The following is a 20236-nucleotide window of genomic DNA, read 5'->3' on the forward strand; positions in this document are numbered from 1 at the left end:
CCTATATAAAAGGTATTTGCATGGGAAGTAAAAGGAGGGAGAACATGCGGCTTCATTATTTGCAGCATATTGAGCTTGAACACCCGGGCAGTATTCTTGAATGGGCTGATGCAAATGGTCATACTGTCACACACACCAAGTTTTATAATGGTGAACCGCTTCCGGCTCTGGAGAACTTCGACTGGCTGGTGATTATGGGCGGTCCCATGAACATTTATGAGGAAGAAAGCTATCCCTGGCTGGTGCAGGAGAAGGATTTGATCCGCGGCGCTATTGCCGAAGGCAAAACTGTGCTGGGTCTTTGTCTGGGCGCTCAGCTGATTGCCGACGTTATTGGCGGTAAAGTAACGAAGAACGGTCAGCCGGAAATCGGCTGGATTCCGATCCGGTGGAGCGATCAAGCGCAAAGCGATCCGCTGTTCTCGTTCTTCCCTCAAGATTCTGTGGTGTTCGAGTGGCATTACGATACGTTCAGCGTGCTTCCACCCGAGGCGGAGGTCATTGCCGAGAGCGAGGCGTGCAGCCATCAGGCTTTTGTATACAAAGAGCGTGTGTTCGGATTTCAGTTCCATCTGGAGAACACGCCGCAGCTTCTACAGGGCTATATTGAGGAAAGCGGAAATGAGATGATCCCTGCCGCCTATGTGCAATCGCCGGAAGAAGTGCTGAGCCATCCGGAATATCTTGCGCAGAACAACGTCTGGATGGCGGAATTTCTCACAAGACTGGTACAAACGGAACTTGCGGCAAAAGAAAGGAAGTATATAACCGGATGATGGAACATGTGAGCTACAAGGCAAGAGACTGCCGCGACCAGGCTAAAATCGAACAATTTCTGTCCGAGTCCCGGGTGGGAATCGTTGGGATCGAAGGCGATGAGTACCCATACGCCGTGCCTGTCAATTATGTCTGGCATGAGGGTGCGGTCTATTTTCATGGCATGGGTTCTGGCAAAAAGCTGCGTCTCCTCGCAGACAACCCGTCCGTCAGCTTCACCGTATACCGGGAGAACGGCACCATCTCTGACCCGGTCCCCTGCAAGGCGGATACTTCCTACATGAGCGTCATGGTATTCGGGAAGGCGGAAAAAGTGACCGATATCCGCGAGGCGACCGGAGTGCTGCAGAAGGTCCTTGACAAATTTACTCCCGGATTCTATAAGCAGGGTATTTCAGAGAAAATGGTAGAGAGATACCGCTCGGCGATGGACGGCAACGCCGTGGCTGTCATCCGGATTACGCCTGTGCATATTACCGGCAAAGAAAACGATGCGGTTCCGGACTTTGCAGCAGGTCATGGCCACCCGGGAGGTCGCCCCGGTCATGTGGACGATCCGGGTCAGACCGGAAGCCACCCCGGACCTTCGGGCCATCCCGGCGGCTTCCCCGGCGGTCATCCGGGTCATCCACCCGGAATGGGCCTATGATGACCGAACTGATCGATTATACCGTTGATGAAGCGTTTCGCCGTTCTGTAGATTTGGAGGAAATCGGTGCAATATCGTGGATTTTGCAGCGCTATGGTTTAAACATCTTTGACGTGTATCTCAGGCATATCCATGCCTACCGGAGCGCTATTGCCAGTGCCGGGCTTGCGGAACGAATTCGCTGCCGGGTTCGCCCTACCGCCGATGATTTGTCTCTGGCCCGGTCGATGGGGTTCAACAAAGTGGCGATCCTCTGGTCCAATACGAGCGTCCAGATGCCGTTATTCAAGCTGGATGCCGCGCTCAAGGCTGCGAGGGAGTTTGCGGAAGAAACCTATTTATACATTGAAGACCTGTCCGCTACCCATTACCCCGGGTTTGACGTCTATTGGCCGCTCGTCGAACGCTATGGGGTCACACGGGTCATTTATTCCGACAGCAAAAGCAAGCTTGACCCGTTAATTGCCCGCAGCAATCTTGCCGGACTTCTGGAGAGCGCTACTTGTCCCCTTGAGTTCTGCGGCGCCAATATGCTCGGCCTGGCGACAGCCAACAGCCTTGCGGCATTGAAAGCGGGCGTGAAGCATATCGGTGTCTCGGTAGCGGGGGTTGGCTCCAAAGGCAAGGCGGCGATGGAAGAAGTGCTGATGGCCGTTAAGGTGCTGTGGAAGCAGACACAAGGACCTTCCCCCCACACCTTAGCCGATGATTGCGAAGCCATTTTATCCGCCATGAACATCAAGCTGCCGGTGGACAAAGCGGTGATCGGACGGAATGTCTTTGCGCATGAATCCGGCATTCATGTGGACGGCATCGCCAAAAATCCCGAGCTGTACGAAGTCATACGGCCGGAAGAAGTAGGCCTTGGCCGCAAGCTGTTCATCGGCAAGCACTCGGGAACCGCTTCTTTGAAGCACAAGTTTCGGGAATGGGATCTGGAGCTCGCCTCAGATGAGGCAGTGCTGCTGTTGGAACAGGTGAGGGAACTGGCAGAGCGCCGGAAACGGCCGATCAATGATAACGAGCTAATGGAAATATATAAGCGGCAGAACGGGCTTGAATAGAGAGCTTGAATAGAGGCTTGAATAGAGAAGACCGCTGACCCGGGCCGGCCTTGCGACCGGACCCATGCATACATAAATTTGGGAAAAAGGAGGAGAAGAGCAGGATGCAATCGGGCGTTCAGTTTGAGCTGGTGGATACCACATTGCGGGATGGAGAACAGACGGCGGGTGTTGTATTTTCGCCGGAGGAAAAAATGAATATCGTAAAAGCGCTGGACCGAGCCGGAATCCGGTGGATTGAAGCCGGTATTCCGGCTATGGGAGAACGGGAGCGGGAAACGCTGGGTCAGCTGCTGTCTTTGCCTCTGAATTCCATCCTTATTGCCTGGAACCGTGCGAACTTGGATGATATCAAGGCCTCGGTCGCCTGCGGCTTCTCCTATATTCATATGTCTTTGCCGGTTTCGGACCTGCATATCGAGCATAAGCTCGGGAAGAGCAGGGAATGGGTTCTGGAGAGGCTGCGGGAAGTGCTGGGATTTACCAAAAGTCTGGGCTGCACCGCATTTGTCGGAGCGGAGGATGCTTCCCGGGCAGATCCGGAATTTTTGCTGCGCTATGCCGATACGGCGGCAAGCTGCGGGGCGGAGCGTCTGCGATATGCCGACACGGTCGGCTGCCTGGACCCTTTTGAGACGTTCCGGCGGATTCGGCATTTGACTGAGCGCTGCTTGCTGCCGGTCGAATTTCACGGTCATAACGACTTCGGGCTAGCCACGGCGAATACGCTGTCTGCCTTCCATGGAGGCGCGGCGCTGGCCAGTGTGACGGTTACCGGGATCGGCGAAAGGGCGGGCAATGCTTCTCTTGAGGAAGTCGCGGCTTCCATGGCCTATCTGTACCAGCTTGGAGCGGACATTCGCATGGAATCTCTGCCTGAACTAACACGTCTTGTTTCCGAGGCCAGCGGCAGGCCGGATACTCATTACCGGTCGGTATTTACGGCCATTAACGGATAGCGGGCTTCGTGCCGAAATCGGGGTTAGTTATAGACTGAACTTCATAAAGACGCAGTATCGTTCCGATCCGAATGTCTGTAGAAACTGCATGCTGCGAGGCCAGTGTAACGAGAGCAAAGCTGCGATAAAACGAGTGACCCGGCACATCTGTAACCCGGAGAACAAGCAGCTGTACGCCAAACGGAAAGAACGATTGAACGCGTATTCCAAACGCCCTTTTACACAAAAATGCCCCGGTTGCTTATGCAACCTGAGGCATTTGTCGACAGTCTGAAACGATGGACATCGTCCATCGCTTTCTTTTTTATTGATTAATCTTAGAACTGAGCTGCTACTTCCTTGGCTTTGGCGATTGCGGTTTCTTTGATGGTCTGAGCTTTCTCTGGCATTGCATTCATACCTTCTACAAAGATGCCCTCAAATGAAGCCATGCCAAAGAATTGGGAAATTTTCTTCAGGTAGCTATAGCCACTTTCAAATCCGGCAGAGGGGCCTTCAGAGTATACTCCGCCGCTAGCCTGAATGTGGATGCCTTTTTTGCCGGTCATCAGGCCAACCAGACCATTTTCGGTGTATTTGAAGGTTTTACCTGCTACAGAAACGGCATCAATATAAGCCTTCATAACAGGCGGGAAGGAGAAATTCCACATTGGACTAACAAAAATATACTTATCGGCAGCCACGAATTGATCCACAATTTCACCGAGACGCGCTACTTTTGCTTGTTCGGCAGCAGACAGCTGGTCAAAACCGCTTCCTGACTGCAATTTACCCCAACCGCTAAATACGTCAGCATCAATTGTCGGAATATCCAGTTTGTACAGATCCAGATGAATGACTTCATCGGCCGGGTTGGCTTCACGGTAAGCTTCAATAAATTCTTTCCCTACCGCAAGGCTGTAGGAGGTATGATGATCGTTAGGGTGGGCAGTAATGTATAGTACAGTTGACATGATTAAATCTTCCTTTCTCTTATGGAGATGTCTTTAGACTGATTATATCATTTTTATAGTAAATAGCAAATATAAATTCACTTACATAAAGTGTATAATTAGCAATTTGGATTTTATTTCCGCGCTTTTGCATGATTATCCTCTTCCTTTACACTATTAAGGTCTGCCCGTATGAGCAAAACCCCTTCAGCCGCAACTGAAGGGGTTGTTAAAGCCTATTTTTTCTCGTAGATAACGAATAGAACCCCGCTGAGAATCAGGATAGAGCCGATCCAAAACGTCACACCTATGTTCTCGCCTAGAATAAGCCATCCGAGCAATGTTCCAACCACGGGTTGAAAGAAGAAAAATAACCCCCCGCTTGAGGCATTAAGCATTTGTAATCCGCGGTTCCACAGCAGAAATCCGCCTGCCGTTGAGACAATGCCCAAATACAAGACTCCTCCCCCGATCGCAGGGTGTGTCAATTGAGCGGTATTCATGGCGTGCAGCCGTCCCAAAACAAAAGGGGTCAACACAATTAGGGCCACCAGGATGGAATAGGTCGTCACCACAATTTGTGAATAATCGCCCGGCACGCGCTTCACAAGAACAGACATGAGCGCCCATGTTAAAGCTGCTATAAGCAGTGCAATGCCGCCAAGTTTACTGGACATATCCACATGATCAGCTCCAACAATGAGAAAAACTCCAATGGTCGCCAGACAAACGGAGAGTCCTTTTTTTACAGTCAATCGTTCTTTAAGCAGCAGCCGGGCAAAAATAACCATAAATGCCGGTGTTGAGGATGTGATAATGGCTCCCGTCTGTGCTGAGGACAGCATTGTACCCGTTTCCTGGGTAACTATCGAAATCCCGTTGCCGATAATTCCAATGGCGATGATGAGTAAGAAGTCACGCTTATGAATTCGCCATTGTTGCCGTGTGATCAAGCCGATCGCGAGAAGGGCGACAATCGCCACTAAATAGCGCATCCATACAAGTTCAAGCGGCGGTATGACCGCTACGACGATTTTAACAACAACGTACATACCACCCCAAATACTGGCGGCTAAAGCTAAATATATAGAACCTAACCAAGTGTTTTTCATCTTCGTACCCTCCGTGTTTATTTAGGCAGCGAAATGCCCCTAACGGAGAGGTGCAGTCACCTTCACTCCACTAAGGGCGGAAGAGTGCTGCAGGTACATCGTTTTCAAATAATGGAGCCAAATACATGCAGATTCACCTCTAGTCTAATCTAAATGGAGATATACATTGTTTCATAGTAGCAGATGATTCTGTTTTTGAATAGACAAACTGCGGCGCTTATCGAATGCTCAAGGAACCCTTCGGCCAGCTGAGTGTTTCGGGAATTGTTTTTCTTAAAAAAATTGAACGCTTTCATTGACAACCTGTATATACAGGTTTAATATAGGGATATGAAAAATAACCTGTATATACAGGTTGGCGAATGGATGCACTTATTAAAATAAGCGCTTTCTGAAAACGCTATAAATCATTGTTATAAGAAATTGGTCATTATTGGGGGGATCAGGCTGTGAATGAAGTAAAAAGACAGGAGTGGTGGCGGCGCTCCACGGTGTATCAGGTATACCCTAAGAGCTTTAAGGATACGACAGGCAGCGGACAGGGCGATATCCGGGGGCTGCTGGAGAAGCTGGATTATCTGCAGGATCTCGGAATCGACATTATTTGGCTCCAGCCGGTATACGTTTCACCGCAAAATGATAACGGTTACGACGTCGCTGATTATTGTGAAATCGACCCGCAGTTCGGCACGATGGAGGATTTTGACGAGCTGGCAGCCGAAGTCCGGCGCAGAGGCATGAATCTGATGCTGGACATTGTCGTCAACCATTCGTCAACGGAGCATAAGTGGTTCCAGGAGGCCAAGAAATCAAAGGACAATCCGTACCGTGATTATTATATCTGGAGAGATCCGAAACCGGATGGAAGCGCCCCTAACAATTGGGAGTCCAAATTCGGCGGCTCCGCTTGGCAGTTTGATGAAGGCACGGGCCAGTATTTTCTCACGCTGTTCGACAAAACTCAGGCCGATCTCAACTGGGAGAATCCGAAGGTAAGGGAAGAAGTTTACCACCTGATGAGCTTCTGGGCGAACAAGGGGGTTTCCGGGTTCCGGATGGATGTCATCAACCTGATATCCAAGGATCAGGAGTTCCCGGAGGACGACGGCAGCGTTTCGCCGGGAGACGGAAGGAAGTACTATACGGACGGACCGAGGGTTCACGAGTATCTCAAGGAAATGAATCAGAGAGTATTCGGCCCTGATACGGTAACGGTGGGTGAAATGTCTTCCACAAGTCTGGAGCACTGTATACGGTATTCGAATCCGGAGGAACGGGAGTTCTCGATGACCTTCAACTTCCATCACTTAAAAGTCGATTATCCCGGCGGAAAAAAGTGGGAGCTTATGCCTTACGATTTCGAGCAGCTCAAAGCGCTGCTGTCGGAGTGGCAGACCGGGATGCAGCAGGGGGGCGGCTGGAATGCCCTGTTCCTGAACAACCACGATCAGCCGCGGGCATTGTCCAGATTCGCCGATGACGGCGAGTACCGGGTGGAAAGCGCAAAAATGCTGGCAACAACACTGCATGGTCTACAGGGAACGCCTTACGTGTTTCAAGGTGAAGAAATCGGCATGCCGAACCCGTACTGGAACCATATCGGCGAGCTGCGGGATATCGAATCTCTGAACATGTATGTCATCCTGCAGGAACAGGGAAAGACCCCGGAAGAGGCGCTGGATATTATCCGTGAACGGTCCCGTGACAACTCCCGCACACCCATGCAATGGGATGACGGTTCGCAGGCGGGCTTTACAACCGGAACGCCGTGGATTAAGGTGGATGAACGCTACCGTGAAATTAATGTACAGAACCAATTGAACGATCCGGATTCCGTGTACAGCCATTATAAGAAGCTGATTGCGCTGCGTAAGGAAATTGATGCTTTGACCGATGGGAAATATGAGCGTCTGGATGAAGGCCACCCGCAGGTGTTCGCTTATGCGCGGATTACCAATGAGGAGACCGTGGTGGTGGTTTCCAATTTCAGCGGCAGCGGCGCTGTCTTCAATTTCCCGGAAGAGTTTGCGGCAAAGCACATTGGCGGGGGCATAGCGGAGCTGCTGGCCGGTAATACGAAACCGTCTCCGGCGCTGGAAGCGCGGATTGAACTAACACCGTACTCCTCCTATATGTGGATCATTCGTCAGACTGCATAACATAAACGAAGGGAGCAACAAGCGAATGGCATTAAATAGAGCAAGCGTGGAAGAGATCGTACGGGCTGTCGGCGGAGCGGACAACATCGAAGGTGCAACGCACTGTGTAACGAGATTGAGATTCGCCTTGGTTGACGAGAAAAAAGTGGATCAAAAGCTGCTGGAGCAGAACGATCTGGTAAAAGGGCACTTTTCCTCCCAGGGGCAATTCCAGGTTGTCATCGGACCCGGGCTCGTAGACAAGGTATATGATGAGATGATGACCATTACCGGGGGGCAGCGTTCCTCCAAGGATGACGTCAAGAAGCTGGCGGGCAAGAAGCAAAATCCGCTGCAGCAGGCGATCAAGACGCTGGCGGATATCTTTATTCCGATTTTGCCGGCTATCGTCACCGCTGGCTTGCTGCTTGGCATCAATAATATTTTGACGGGACCCGGCATCTTCTTTGAAGGGCGGTCCCTGGTGCAGGAATACCCGGCATGGACGGACTTCGCCGGCATAATCAACCTGATCGCCAATACCGCTTTCACCTTCCTGCCGGCGCTTATCGGCTGGTCCGCTGTGAACCGGTTCGGCGGCAGTCCGCTTCTCGGGATTGTGCTCGGCCTGATCCTCGTTCATCCGGATCTGCTGAATGCCTGGGGCTACGCCCAGGCCGCGCAGGAAGGCACGATTCCTCACTGGAATCTGTTCGGATGGCAGCTGGAGAAAATCGGCTATCAGGGACAGGTCCTTCCTGTGCTTGTATCCGCTTACCTGCTCGCACGGATTGAGAAATTTCTGAATAAAAGGGTTCATGATTCCATCAAGCTGCTCGTCGTCGCTCCGGTGGCGCTGCTGGTAACGGGCTTTCTGGCCTTTACAATCATTGGGCCGATCACCTTTGCGATCGGAAACGCAATCACGAACGGATTGGTGCATGTGTTCAATACGCTTCCGGCCCTTGGCGGCCTGCTGTACGGCGGTATTTACGCGCTGCTGGTTGTAACCGGAATGCATCATACGTTTCTGGCTGTTGACGTTCAGCTCATCGGAAGCAAGGGAGGGACTTTCCTGTGGCCGATGCTGGCGCTTTCCAATATCGCTCAAGGCTCGGCGGCGCTTGCTATGCTGTTAGTGTTCCGCGAGCAAAAGTCCAAGGGCTTGGCCGTTACTTCGTCTATCTCGGCATTTCTCGGGGTAACCGAACCGGCGATATTCGGTGTTAACATCCGCTATAAATATCCGTTCATCTTCGGCATGATCGGTTCCGCTTTAGGCGGATTGGTGCTGACCATCAATCACGTTCTGGCTTCATCCATCGGTGTCGGCGGCGTGCCTGGCTTCCTGTCCATATTTCCGAACCAGTGGGGCGTCTTCTTCATCGGAATGGCTATCGTGCTTGTCGTTCCGTTCCTGCTGACTGCGGCTTATGGAAAAGTTGCTGCCCGGAAGAGCGGGAACACAGTAGCGGACAATGAATCATCGTTGGCACCCGTTTCCACCGCGACCGCTGCGGCAGCCGCTGTCTCCGCTGAAAATACTGTGAATTCCGCCACTGCGAGTTCCGCTGTGCGGGCTTCTGCTCCGGCTAACGATTCCAAAGCGGCCTCATCTCTCTCAGCCGGGAACGCTGTCAACGTGCTGGATATTTACGCACCGCTTTCCGGCAAGGCCGTACCTCTGGAGCATGTGCCCGACCCGGCTTTTGCCGAACGTCAAATGGGCCAGGGCATTGCCATTGAGCCTTCGGATGGCCGGGTCGTCGCTCCGTTCGACGGCAAGGTAGTGCACATGATCAAGAGCAAACACGCCATTATTTTGGAACATGCGACCGGCGTCCAAATCCTGATTCATGTCGGCATCAATACCGTGTCTTTAAAAGGCGCTCCCTTTACCACGCATGTCGGAATCGACGATGAAGTTAAGGCCGGTCAGCTGCTGCTAGAATTCGACAGGGAAGCCATCCTTCAGGCCAGACTTCCGGTTATTACTCCGATCATCGTTCCGGACGGGCAGCAGATTGTGGAACAGGTGACCGAGGAACTTCTGGATCAAGCAGTCGCAGGCAAGGATGTTGTATTGAAGATTCGTTTGTCCTCCCAAGGTCTCTAAGCAGAATTGGCTGTGGATAAAGGAAAGAAGCACAGTCCAAGGGGGCTGTGCTTCTTTCTATCTTCGGGTATGCTATAGATAGGATGGTGATAACCTGTGAACGGCAATATTTATTGGAATATTTATAATGATTATGCAGAGAAAATCCAGAACGGCGGCATTCCAGCCGGCGCTAAAATCCCTTCGGAGAGCGAGCTCGCCGAAAGCTACGGAACATCAAGGGAAACGGTCCGCAAGGCGCTTGGCCTGCTCTCCCAGAACGGCTATATCCACAAAGTGAAAGGCAAAGGTTCATTTGTGCTCGATTTGGGCCGAATGAAGTTTCCGATTACGGGCCTGATCAGCTTTAAGGAAATGTCGGAGAAAATGGGCCGGAAATCAAGAACGCTCGTTCATAAAACGGAGCGGGTGCCCGCATCCCGGGTCATTGCGGCTCATTTGGAACTTCAAGAGGGGGCGACGGTGTGGGAAGTGATTCGTTCCCGCGAAATTGAAGGGGAGCGGGTGATTCTGGACAAGGATTATTTTTTGCCGGAACGGGTAGAGGTCCTGACCCCGGAGATCGCCGGAAGCTCCATTTATGACTATTTAGAACATACCTTGAATTTATCGATCAGCTATGCCAAAAAAGAGATTTCGGTTGAGCCGGCGACTCCCGAAGACCGGGCCCTGCTTGACCTGAATAATCTTTCCCATGTCGTAGTTGTACGTAACTACGTATATCTGGAAGATACGATGTTGTTTCAGTATACGGAGTCGCGGCACAGACTCGACAAATTCCAGTTCGTCGATTTTGCCCGCCGGGCGCATTAGGTCAATAGGAAGAGCGGCGGTCAGGCGCAGAGTCTCCGCCGTTTCCTTGATTTACATGACAGGCACCAGCGGGCCGAACCCCCGTCACGCGAAAGCCTTTTTTCCAAACTGCTTGTCGTATAGATCCTTATATACTCCGTTCTTCTCCAAAAGCTGCTCATGCTTGCCTTCCTCGACGATCTTCCCTTCACTGACGACAAGGATATTGTCGGCCGCCAGAATCGTGGACAGACGGTGGGCGATGACGAGACTGGTCTTATTCTTAAGCAGCACCGCCATTGCCTCTTGAACATAAAATTCAGAGACCGTGTCGAGCGACGAGGTCGCTTCGTCCATAATGATGATCGACGGATTCTTCAGCAGGACTCTGGCGATGGAAATCCTCTGCTTCTCGCCTCCCGACAGCTTGATCCCCCGATTGCCCACAACCGTGTCATAGCCATCCGGAAGCTCCATAATAAAATCATGAATGTAAGCCGCCTTGCAGGCTTCAACCATCTTGTTCTCGTCGGCTTCGCCGACCGCATACAGCAAATTCTCACGTATTGTTCCGTTGAACAGATACGTATCCTGGGTGACCAGGCCGATGTTCGACCGTAACGATTTTAGAGTGAGCGAAGTGATATCCGCGCTGCCGATCCTAATGCTCCCCGAATCGGTATCGTACAGTCGGGGAATGAGATTCGTAATTGTTGTTTTTCCCGCTCCGCTCGGTCCGACAAGCGCGGTCATCGTTCCAGGCCCCGCCTTGAATGAGATATCGCGAAGAGCCGCTTTACCTTGTTGATAGGCGAAGCTGACATTTTGGAATTCGATACCGCTGTTCGCTTCGTTCAATGAAACCGCATGAGGACTGTCTACAATCTGCGGCTCCATGTCAAAATAATCGAAAATACGCTCGAACAAAGCGACCGACCGTTTAATGTCCACATACAAATTCGTAAGCTGCCCCACAGGGCTGTAAAGTCTGCCAAGCAGCGCCACAAAAGCGATAATGGCTCCGACGGTAATCTCGCCTTGAATAAACAGATAGCCTCCGTACAAATAAATCAGCATAGGTCCGATGGAAGCGAACGTACTGACCAGCATCATGAACCAGCGGCCGGCCATGGATTCCCTGATTTGCAGACGGGTTGTTGCCAAGCTGACTTCTCTAAAGCGGGACTGCTCGGTGTCCTCCCGGGTAAACAGCTTCATCAGCATGTAGCCGCTGAGGCTGAGCGTTTCTTCGATAATATGGTTCTGCTCGGAAATTTTCTCCTGCGTTTGTTTGGCGAGCTTCCAGCGGACGCTGCCCATTTTGCGGGTGGGAGCGACGAATAGCGGGACAACAAGCACACTAACTAAGGCCAGCTTCCAGTTCATCAGAAAAAGCGTCACCGCCGTACTTATCAGTACCAGCAGATTACTGGCAAAATTCACGATCGTGCCGCTGAATACCCCCTGAATCCCCGATATATCGCTGGTCATTCTGGTGATGACTTCACCCTGCTTCACATTCGAGAAGAACTGCAGCGGCATGCCTTGAAGATGGCGGTACATCTGATTTTTCATATCATAGACGATATTTTGCGAAATAAAAGAATTCAAATAACTCTGCAGCACGCCCAGCAGGCCAGATGCAACCGTTGCGCCCAGGGAGGCCGTAACCAGGAAGACCAGCAGCCTCAGATCCTTGCCCGGAAGCGCATGATCGACGATTTGCTGGATGAGCAGAGGGGGCAGCAGTCCAAGCAGGGAAGTAAGAATGAGGATCGCAAGCACGACCAGCGTCTGTTTCCAATAAGGAAGGAAATAGCGGTAAATCCGCAGCAGCATTGCTTTGGAGAAATCCGGCTTTTCCAGGGAGTCGTCGAATTTCATTCTCCCCATGGTGGGTCCAGCAGTTCTTGACATATCGTATCACCAGCTTTGGTATGAAGTGTAAGCACCGGAGTCGGCATCCGGCAGGCGTTTCTAAGACTTGCACATAAAGTAGCAGCAAAAGTTACAGATCGTTCAGCAGCCGTTCATGCATCATCATCAGCAGCTCGATCTCATCCGGTGAGAACTGGCGAAGAGCCCGGGATAGTGCCTTGCGGGATAAATCTTCCCGGTCGTAATGTTCGCACAAGGTTTCCCCGGAGGGGGTAGGGCGCAGCAGCGTTTCCCTGCGATCCTGCGGAGAGGTTTCGCGGACCGCGAATTCTTTTTCAACAAGGGCGTCAATATGCAAGCTGACTCTGCTCTTGGGAACCCGCAGCCGCTCGGTCACTTCCTTCTGGGTGAGCCCGGGAACCGTGCGGATCAACCGGAGTATATCGAGCTGATGGACGGTCAGTCCGACCTCGGCGGCGCTTTGGTGGGCGAGTCTTTTGAGCTGTCTGGCAACGGAAAAAAAGGAACGGTAAACCTCGGCCGTACGACAATGATCGTCCATTTTTCTTACACTCCTCATTAGTTATCAACATAAACAGTTTACAATAATAACTAAATGGATGCAAACCGAACGGAGAAATAGCCCTTCATATTTTCTACATATTTTACAGGTACACTCAACTTAAATAGACAGAGACTTAATTAGACAGGGACATTCTCAAAGCGGGAGGAAATCGATGAAAAAACTATTGAAAATTGGAGCTGTGGCTTTGCTGTTCGGCTCGGTACTAGCAGGTTGCACACTGGGCGGCAAGGCGGATGAAGCAGCGAATGGTAATACTGCGGACACTTCTTCTGTTGCTGTACCCTGGATCGGAACGAAAAATACGACGCGGATCAACACTTCCAATCCCACAGCGGCAGCAGTGCTTGTGTCGCAAACTCTCTGGACAGCGCAGTCAGACGGCAACCGCCCATCCAGCGTCGTGCTGACAGATGTGGCTAATTGGCAGATCGCCGCAGCCGCGACAGACCTGATTCATCACCCGAGCAACGGTCCGGTGCTCTTTTTTGACAAAGACAGTGTACCCCAGGTTACGCTGGACGAGCTGAAGCGGCTGAATCCGAAAGGAGCCGAGGGTAATGACGGCATCCAGATCGTTATCGTCGGTCCGGTTTCGGACAATGCGAAGAAGCAACTGGATGATTTAAATATGAAGATCGATCAGATTCCAGGCGACGATCCTGCTGCCGTGGCTGCGGAGATTGACGCGTATTACGCCAAGGTCGCCGGCGAGCTGCCGCAGGGCGTGGTCATCGGCTCGGCCGACAGTCCGGAATATACCCTGCCAGCCGTCAACTGGATCGCGCACATGCCGGAGCCGCTGCTCTATGTAACCAAGGACAGTGTGCCGGATGCAACAGCGAAGGCGCTGGAGGGACGTTCCGGCAAGGCCTCCATTTATTTGCTTGGCCCCGATTCGGTAGTTTCGGCCAAGGTTGAGGATGCGCTGAAGCAGTACGGAACGGTTACCCGGATTTCCGGCAGCGACCCTTATCAGAATGCGATTGCGTTTGCCAAGTTCAAAGATTCCGGCAACGGATTCGGCTGGGGAATCACGACGCCAGGGCATAATTTCTCGTTCGTAACGACGGATTCGCCGGCGCTGGCCATTGCGGCTGCTCCGTTCAGCCATCTCGGCAAGCATGCTCCGCTGCTGTTCACCGAGAAATCCGGCATGCCGGATTCGGTAATGAACTATCTGATGGAATTAATGCCGAAGTTTCAGGAATCCCCGGCGGAAGGTCCGTACAACCACGCTTGGATTACCGGCGACAGCTCGGCTATTACGGCCAAGACGCAGAGCGAAATTGACGACATGCTGGAGATCTCCCCGGCTTCCGGAGAGAATCCGCATTCCGGTCACTAGGCTGGAGTGTGGTAAGCAGAGGATCAGGAATTGCCGCAGCCAATTTTTTTAGGGAAAGGAGGCGAATAAGCGATGAAAAAGAAACTGTGGATCGGCATTGGTGTTATCGTGCTGACGCTTGGCATTGGTACGGCGGTCTATGCCGCTGATGCGGGGAACGCGGGCTTTCAACAGATGCTCCCCTTTATGAAAAAAATGCATCCGAACCTGTCCGAGCAGCAGCTCAACGACATGCATAAATCCTGCGAGGAGCATAACGGCAGCATGGGCACCATGATGAAGTCCGGGGGTTCCGGGATGATGAAGAACATGGGAAGCATGATGAGCGGAAGTTCGATGATGTAAGCGTGTATGTGGCGGGTAGAGTGCGGGGAAAATGGCGTGCGAATCGGGAGATTCGGCACGTCATTTTTTTATGGACAATATCTAAAGGTTGTTGAAAGTAACACAGAGTTACATTGTTTACAAGAAAGACACAATATCATTTCACTTTTTTGCAGCAAAAATCAGTTATATATAATAGAAAGGAGGGGACGTGGTGGATGAAGGTGAATGGATTCGGCGCATCCGGCAGGGGGAGACGGAGTATTTGACGCCGCTGATCGAGCGGTATTACGCCGACATCCAAAAGTATTGCCGCTGGCGGGTTCGAAACGAGGAAGAGTCGAAGGATTTGACCCAGGAAACTTTCTACCGCTTTTGCCGGCACATTGAGGGTTATACCAATGCGGGAAAATGCCGCGCTTACTTATACACGATCGCCCGCCATCTATGCAACGATCATCTGCGGAAGTTGCCGCCTCTATCCTGGGAGGACGCAGAAGAATTAATAGACCGGGCGACTTTGCAGAAAAGTTGCTCCATAGAGGAGCAGGTGGAAAGGGAGCAGTTGGTAAATGAAATGCTCCAGTTGTTGCCTGAAGAGCAGCGGGAACTGGTATTTATGCGGTTTTGCCTGGATTTGACCTTCCGCGACATCGCCCGCATAACGGGAGTGAATGTGTGCATGGTTCAATATCGGGTGAAGCGCGGGCTGAGCGTATTAAGACGCTACTTGGAAAGGAGTGAGTCCGGTGAACAAGGAATCGAAACATGCCATCCTCGCCGCCCTAAGGAACTACCCCTCGCCCCCCGTTGACCAGCAGAAGCTAGAGGAGACGGTTGAAGGGGCGGCGGAGGTGCTGCGCCAAACACAAGCGAGCCGGAGAACGTCCTTTGGAGAGTTTTATATGACCCAGCTTCGCTTTATCAGTTGGAAGGTGTGGGCTGTACAATTGCTGATTGTTCTAGGCATGGGGTTGTTGCTGCACAAATCTATCCAGGAACAAAATGGAAACGTTCAACTTGTCATGCTGACCTCTATCGCTGCACCGCTCTTGGTGATAGCGGGGATACAGACGCTGACCCGTTCGTTAAGCTGCCATATGATGGAGATTGAACTCAGTACGCGCCATCTTCTGGAGAAGCTGACGCTGGTCCGCATGAGTCTGCTCGGGATGGCGGATCTAATAGGTCTGGCACTTTTGGCTGTCTTAATGAGTGCTTGGATGCAGATGGAAATCTCGGTCATACTGCTCTATTTGCTGGTGCCCTTCAATCTGACTTGTTTCGGTTGCCTGTGGCTGCTGAATCGGGTTCGTACCCCAAGCTGTGGATATTATTGCCTAATCTACAGCGGTCTGGTGGCGCTGATCCAGACGATTCTGATGTTCAATCCTTCCCTCTGGCTGTTTGAATCATCGGCAATCGGGGTGTGGCAGGCGTTGCTAATGCTCACAATCACAGGAATTGCCTTCGAGGTACGCGGGGTGCGCAAGACTTGCCGGAGTCTGGAAACTGCATCAAAAATTTTTGTGTGACATTCTGGAAAGTATTCAGTAGAGACATGAACATACAAGGAGGAAGCCTAAGATGCTGGAACTGACCTTAAACCAGGTAAGCAAGCAATTTTCCGCAAAAAAAGCAGTAGACGGCATTTCGGTCCGTTTGAACAGCGGAGTATATGGATTACTCGGGGCTAACGGTGCGGGAAAAACGACTCTGATGCGGATGATCTGCGGCATTCTAAACCCGACATCGGGAACAATTCAGATGAACGGCCAAGAGATCAGCCGCATGGGGGAACGTTATCGCGATCTGCTGGGCTATCTGCCCCAGGACTTCGGCTATTACCCCGATTTCAGCGCGGAGGAGTTCCTTTGGTATGTGGGATCGCTGAAGGGCTTGACGCTGCCCGCGGCAAAGGGCAAAGCCAAAGAGCTTTTGCGGATGGTTGCCCTGTCGGAGGCAGCCCGCAAGAAAATCCGCACTTTCTCAGGGGGGATGAAGCAGCGGCTGGGCATTGCCCAAGCGATGCTCAACGATCCCCGCGTGCTGGTGCTGGACGAGCCGACAGCGGGACTTGATCCTAAAGAGCGGGTACGCTTCCGCAACCTCATCGCCGATCTGGCCCGGGACAAGATTGTCATCCTTTCGACGCATATTGTGTCGGATGTGGAATACATAGCCGACCAGATTCTGGTGATGAAGCAAGGCGGACTATTGATGACCGGTACGGTGGAACAACTGACGGCTACGATGGAAGGCTGCGTATGGTCATGCCGTATACCAGCCCGGGAAGCGGAGGAATGGAATGCCCGCTGGTGTGTGAGCAATCTGCGGCATGAAGGGGATCAGGTTGAGCTGCGCATCGTGTCCAAGGTGAAACCTGCGAATCACGCGGCATCGGTTGCTCCGACACTGGAGGATTTCTATCTGCATCACTTTCAGGATGATCAGGCTGGAGTGAGCGATAAAGAGAAAGAGGGGGCATAACCGATGGATACGTTGACTCGGTTCGAGCTGCGCAAGATCATGCGCCGGAAATCATTTTATGCAGGGATTGCGATTTTGGTAGTAGTGGTCATATTGATGATAAGTACTTTGGTCACGGCTGCAGATATAACGGGCAAGGACGGTAAGGAATTGAAAGGACTGGCGGCTATCCCTCTACGTAAGGAATACGACCGTCAGCTTGCCGGTCCTCTAACCGTGGAGAGAGTAGCAGATGCGGTTGAACGGCACCAAAAAGTGATGCGTGATCCGAAAAATCTGAATGAAAAAGGAGAGATTACGAATGAGGCCTATATAAAATATGAAGTAAAGGATGAACAGATGGATAGATTGATTCGTTTTACTTTTTCTCATGTGCATGATTACGATCATTATATTATCGACAGAATGACGCCAAGCGCCGCAAAAGCGTTTTACCAGAAACGGATGGAGAACGTTAACGAATATTTGAATACTGAAAATTCCGATGGGTACTATTCGCCGGAAGATAAGGCTTTCCTTTTAAAGATGAATGAGCGCATCCCTGTTCCTTTTCAAATGGACTATATTACCGGTTGGGAAAATGTGTTTGAGAATCTGCAGTTTGTCTTTTTATTCACTGCATTCGTCATCGCCATCTGTCTCGCTCCCGTGTTTGCCGGTGAATACCAGAGCGGGGCTGACTCCATCATTCTATCCTCACGCTACGGCCGCAATAAGATCATCGCAGCTAAATTGATAGCCAGCTTCCTGGTGTCTTTGGGGCTGGTTGTCTTCGCGCTGATGACCTATACGCTCGTAATGCTGGGGATATATGGATTCACCGGCGGGAGTGCCAGTGTGCAGATGATTAAACTTTTGGCGCCTGTTCCCTACACGGTTTTCCAAACGTACTTGTGGGCGGTTTTCATTGGTGGTCTGGCCTGTCTGCTTGTGGGAGCGGTGACGCTGTGGCTGTCCAGCCGTATAAGGAGTCCCTTTCCCGTTATCATTGCAATCGTCATGTTCCTTTTCGGTCCGCTGTTTTTTTCGGCCAGCAAAAGTAACCGCCTGTTTAATCACTTGATGGATTTGCTGCCGGGCAATATGTTCGACAGTTTTGAAAAGGTAACCGGTTACGAAGTGTTCCATATTTTTGGTCAGTTGATTCCGGAGTACAAGGTCATGGTAGGGTTTGCAATAATCGTTATAGCACTGCTGGTGCCTCTTACTTATCGAGCATTTAATAAGCACCAGGTTATTTGATGTAATCCATTAAAAGACGAGATTAAGATACGCTGGAGTCTATTTTTAATCTCTATAATTATCTGTGAAGCGAATTTAACAGCATTCCGAGAGAAGTCCCCTTCCTCTACAGGGAGGGGATGAATATCGGCCAGGTAACCTTGGAAAATTATTGCTCTACATTAGCTCATTTGATATAATCAGTCTTAGTTAGATATAAGGCTGGTGTATCAATGAAATTAGACTCTAATAATCACTCGGTATTCTCCCTGAACTACCATCTTATCCTTTGCATTAAATACCGCAAAAAAGTACTCACCGACGAGATCTCCGAGTATGCGAGGGACATTTTTGAACGCATTGGAGAAAACTATCATATTTCGCTGCGTGAATGGAACCACGATACCGATCACATCAACGTACTGTTCAAGGCGCATCCAAAAACCGAACTATCCAAATTTATCAATGCCTATAAGAGTGCTAGCTCTCGCCTCATCAAGAAAGACTTTCCCGAAGTTAAAACGAAGCTGTGGAAAGAATATTTTTGGTCTCAAAGCTTCTGCCTAACTACTGTGGGCGGTGCACCTTTGGACGTACTGAAGGCGTACATCGAACATCAAGGGAAGGAAGCGAAGACCAGGTGATCCGATGTGTCAAAACAGCGTTTCACACCTCCAAAACGGATTTGGAACGGCTATTTGCGTGTAACCGGATTTCAGCGGAAGTTTGGAATCAATGTCTATCGGTGGCTAAAGACTATGCCCTACAGCATGATGGAAAATGGATGGGAAAAACGGAACTTCAAGGGGAGTTTAAAAATCAGTTTCCTCTACATTCCCAGTCTATATAGGCAGTTTGCCATAAATATCTCTTTGCCAGAGACAGCGCAAAACAAGCTAGAAAGCAAGGCATGCGTACCAAATACCCTTACAAAAAGAAGAAGCACTTCAACACCAAATGGGTAGACCAAGCATTCAAAATCGAGGGCAACACGATCCACTTAAGTCTGGGTATTCAAAACGGCAAACGCCAGCAGCCGATTAAAATCACTGTCCCGCGTATGCCGGTTGCGGACATCAAGGAAATCGAGTTGGTGTATGACCGGAAACTGATGATTTCCATGAGTTATGATGATGGACAAGCAGCAGCAGAAAATCATGGCAGCCAGACCGCAGGCATTGACCTGGGAGAAATCCACTCCATCACGGCAACGACCACCGAAAACAAGTCGATCATCATCACCGGAAGAAAAGTAAGAAGCATTCACCGGCTGAGAAACAAGAAGCTGGCCGAGATCCAGAAGCTCATGAGCAAATGCCAAAAAGGCAGCCGGCAATGGAAAAAATACAATCGGGCTAAAAAATACATACTCAGCAAAAGCGAACGCCAACTGAATGACGCCATCCACAAAACCACAAGACAATTCGTAGCGTGGTGTAGAGAAAATGAAGTCAAAGAGGCGGTTGTCGGCCAAGTGGACGGCGTACAGCGGAACACGAAAAAGAAGAAGAGAAAGATCATAAATCAAAAGCTGTCCAACTGGAGCTTTGGCAAAATTCAGAAGCAGCTTGAATACAAATTGGAATCTCAAGGAAGCACCATAAAAATAATAGATGAGAGCTACACCAGCCAACAATGTCCTTGTTGCGGAAGAAGAAAAAAGACATCCACCCGAAATTACAACTGTTCCTGCGGCTATACTGAACACCGGGATATACACGGGAGCAAGGGGATATTATCTAAATATCTGCATGGAGATATCCGTTATTTGGGCGAAACGAGAGAAATCAAGTATCTACGGATCGCGTGAGTGTGAAAAGTAGTAGAAGGTGAGTTCCCACCCACTTGGACAA

Annotated in this window: 18 protein-coding genes and 1 pseudogene; 15 read left to right on the forward strand and 4 right to left on the reverse strand. The window is 50.8% G+C overall.

Annotated elements, in window-relative coordinates:
• Positions 1-44: 44 nt before the first annotated feature.
• The 4 genes from KP014_RS14785 (at position 45) to KP014_RS14800 (ending at position 3449) form a co-directional block, all read left to right on the forward strand.
• Positions 45-776, forward strand: a complete 732-nt coding sequence (locus KP014_RS14785; protein WP_036595607.1) for a type 1 glutamine amidotransferase — start codon at positions 45-47, stop codon at positions 774-776.
• Complete coding sequence (locus KP014_RS14790) at positions 773-1426, forward strand: pyridoxamine 5'-phosphate oxidase family protein (protein WP_246590503.1); 654 nt, start codon at positions 773-775, stop codon at positions 1424-1426. Before KP014_RS14785 ends, KP014_RS14790 begins: the two co-directional genes overlap by 4 nt.
• The gene (locus tag KP014_RS14795; protein ID WP_216700367.1) at positions 1423-2490 is read left to right on the forward strand and encodes a homocitrate synthase/isopropylmalate synthase family protein; all 1068 of its coding nucleotides are present in this window, start codon (positions 1423-1425) and stop codon (positions 2488-2490) included. Before KP014_RS14790 ends, KP014_RS14795 begins: the two co-directional genes overlap by 4 nt.
• 104 nt (positions 2491-2594) lie before the next feature.
• Positions 2595-3449, forward strand: a complete 855-nt coding sequence (locus KP014_RS14800) for a beta/alpha barrel domain-containing protein (protein ID WP_036595608.1) — start codon at positions 2595-2597, stop codon at positions 3447-3449.
• A 317-nt stretch (positions 3450-3766) separates the two neighbouring features.
• Here the strand turns inward: KP014_RS14800 and KP014_RS14805 are convergent, their stop codons facing one another.
• Together KP014_RS14805 and KP014_RS14810 are read right to left on the reverse strand one after the other, a co-directional pair.
• Entirely contained in the window at positions 3767-4402 is a 636-nt protein-coding gene (locus KP014_RS14805) for an FMN-dependent NADH-azoreductase (RefSeq protein WP_036595610.1), read from the reverse strand.
• A 215-nt stretch (positions 4403-4617) separates the two neighbouring features.
• Positions 4618-5493, reverse strand: a complete 876-nt coding sequence (locus KP014_RS14810) for a DMT family transporter (protein WP_036595611.1) — start codon at positions 5491-5493, stop codon at positions 4618-4620.
• Positions 5494-5942: 449 nt separating this feature from the next.
• Between KP014_RS14810 and treC the strand changes: the two genes are divergently transcribed.
• The 3 genes from treC to treR all read left to right on the forward strand — a co-directional run bounded on the left by treC (position 5943) and on the right by treR (position 10560).
• On the forward strand, positions 5943-7652 hold the full coding sequence (gene treC / locus KP014_RS14815; protein ID WP_036595613.1) for an alpha,alpha-phosphotrehalase: 1710 nt from the start codon (positions 5943-5945) through the stop codon (positions 7650-7652).
• A 25-nt stretch (positions 7653-7677) separates the two neighbouring features.
• Positions 7678-9747, forward strand: coding sequence for a PTS system trehalose-specific EIIBC component (gene treP, locus KP014_RS14820; protein ID WP_090834610.1), 2070 nt, complete (start codon positions 7678-7680; stop codon positions 9745-9747).
• Positions 9748-9843: 96 nt separating this feature from the next.
• Positions 9844-10560: a trehalose operon repressor gene (gene treR / locus KP014_RS14825; protein WP_036603726.1), complete on the forward strand. Its 717-nt coding sequence runs from the start codon at positions 9844-9846 to the stop codon at positions 10558-10560.
• An 84-nt stretch (positions 10561-10644) separates the two neighbouring features.
• Here treR and KP014_RS14830 read toward each other — a convergent pair whose 3' ends face one another.
• On the reverse strand, positions 10645-12432 hold the full coding sequence (locus KP014_RS14830; protein ID WP_036603737.1) for an ABC transporter ATP-binding protein: 1788 nt from the start codon (positions 12430-12432) through the stop codon (positions 10645-10647).
• 115 nt (positions 12433-12547) lie between these two features.
• Positions 12548-12979 (reverse strand): MarR family winged helix-turn-helix transcriptional regulator, encoded by a 432-nt coding sequence (locus tag KP014_RS14835; protein ID WP_036603729.1) that lies wholly within the window; start codon positions 12977-12979, stop codon positions 12548-12550.
• A gap of 175 nt (positions 12980-13154) precedes the next feature.
• Here KP014_RS14835 and KP014_RS14840 point away from each other — a divergent pair, with 175 nt between their 5' ends.
• The 8 genes and pseudogenes from KP014_RS14840 to KP014_RS14875 form a co-directional block, all read left to right on the forward strand.
• Entirely contained in the window at positions 13155-14348 is a 1194-nt protein-coding gene (locus KP014_RS14840; RefSeq protein ID WP_090834612.1) for an ArsR family transcriptional regulator, read from the forward strand.
• Positions 14349-14420: 72 nt separating this feature from the next.
• Complete coding sequence (locus tag KP014_RS14845; protein WP_036595555.1) at positions 14421-14693, forward strand: hypothetical protein; 273 nt, start codon at positions 14421-14423, stop codon at positions 14691-14693.
• Between the two features lie 193 nt (positions 14694-14886).
• Positions 14887-15486 carry an RNA polymerase sigma factor gene (locus KP014_RS14850; RefSeq protein ID WP_036595556.1) on the forward strand — a complete coding sequence of 200 codons (600 nt, stop codon included), beginning with the start codon at positions 14887-14889 and terminating at the stop codon, positions 15484-15486.
• Positions 15422-16207 (forward strand): hypothetical protein, encoded by a 786-nt coding sequence (locus KP014_RS14855; protein WP_139210655.1) that lies wholly within the window; start codon positions 15422-15424, stop codon positions 16205-16207. The genes KP014_RS14850 and KP014_RS14855 overlap by 65 nt, the downstream gene beginning before the upstream one ends.
• Before the next feature lie 52 nt (positions 16208-16259).
• Positions 16260-17162: an ABC transporter ATP-binding protein gene (locus KP014_RS14860; RefSeq protein WP_343222993.1), complete on the forward strand. Its 903-nt coding sequence runs from the start codon at positions 16260-16262 to the stop codon at positions 17160-17162.
• 3 nt (positions 17163-17165) lie between these two features.
• On the forward strand, positions 17166-18404 hold the full coding sequence (locus KP014_RS14865) for an ABC transporter permease subunit (protein WP_036595560.1): 1239 nt from the start codon (positions 17166-17168) through the stop codon (positions 18402-18404).
• A 212-nt stretch (positions 18405-18616) separates the two neighbouring features.
• Positions 18617-19027 carry an IS200/IS605 family transposase gene (tnpA, locus tag KP014_RS14870; protein WP_036595562.1) on the forward strand — a complete coding sequence of 137 codons (411 nt, stop codon included), beginning with the start codon at positions 18617-18619 and terminating at the stop codon, positions 19025-19027.
• Positions 19028-19266: 239 nt separating this feature from the next.
• A pseudogene (locus tag KP014_RS14875) lies at positions 19267-20193 on the forward strand (RNA-guided endonuclease InsQ/TnpB family protein); the annotation flags it as partial.
• Positions 20194-20236: the final 43 nt, after the last annotated feature.

The sequence above is a fragment of the Paenibacillus sophorae genome, from assembly GCF_018966525.1.
Lineage (GTDB): Bacteria > Bacillota > Bacilli > Paenibacillales > Paenibacillaceae > Paenibacillus_AQ > Paenibacillus_AQ sophorae.

Coding starts and splice junctions, on each gene's coding strand:
- KP014_RS14810 (WP_036595611.1), bottom strand. CDS start 5,493: ATGAAAAACACTTGGTTAGGTTCTATATATTTAGCTTTAGCCGCCAGT.
- KP014_RS14830 (WP_036603737.1), bottom strand. CDS start 12,432: ATGGGGAGAATGAAATTCGACGACTCCCTGGAAAAGCCGGATTTCTCC.
- KP014_RS14800 (WP_036595608.1), top strand. CDS start 2,595: ATGCAATCGGGCGTTCAGTTTGAGCTGGTGGATACCACATTGCGGGAT.
- tnpA (WP_036595562.1), top strand. CDS start 18,617: ATGAAATTAGACTCTAATAATCACTCGGTATTCTCCCTGAACTACCAT.
- KP014_RS14840 (WP_090834612.1), top strand. CDS start 13,155: ATGAAAAAACTATTGAAAATTGGAGCTGTGGCTTTGCTGTTCGGCTCG.
- KP014_RS14845 (WP_036595555.1), top strand. CDS start 14,421: ATGAAAAAGAAACTGTGGATCGGCATTGGTGTTATCGTGCTGACGCTT.
- KP014_RS14805 (WP_036595610.1), bottom strand. CDS start 4,402: ATGTCAACTGTACTATACATTACTGCCCACCCTAACGATCATCATACC.
- treP (WP_090834610.1), top strand. CDS start 7,678: ATGGCATTAAATAGAGCAAGCGTGGAAGAGATCGTACGGGCTGTCGGC.
- KP014_RS14790 (WP_246590503.1), top strand. CDS start 773: ATGATGGAACATGTGAGCTACAAGGCAAGAGACTGCCGCGACCAGGCT.
- KP014_RS14860 (WP_343222993.1), top strand. CDS start 16,260: ATGCTGGAACTGACCTTAAACCAGGTAAGCAAGCAATTTTCCGCAAAA.
- KP014_RS14785 (WP_036595607.1), top strand. CDS start 45: ATGCGGCTTCATTATTTGCAGCATATTGAGCTTGAACACCCGGGCAGT.
- KP014_RS14835 (WP_036603729.1), bottom strand. CDS start 12,979: ATGGACGATCATTGTCGTACGGCCGAGGTTTACCGTTCCTTTTTTTCC.
- KP014_RS14865 (WP_036595560.1), top strand. CDS start 17,166: ATGGATACGTTGACTCGGTTCGAGCTGCGCAAGATCATGCGCCGGAAA.
- KP014_RS14795 (WP_216700367.1), top strand. CDS start 1,423: ATGATGACCGAACTGATCGATTATACCGTTGATGAAGCGTTTCGCCGT.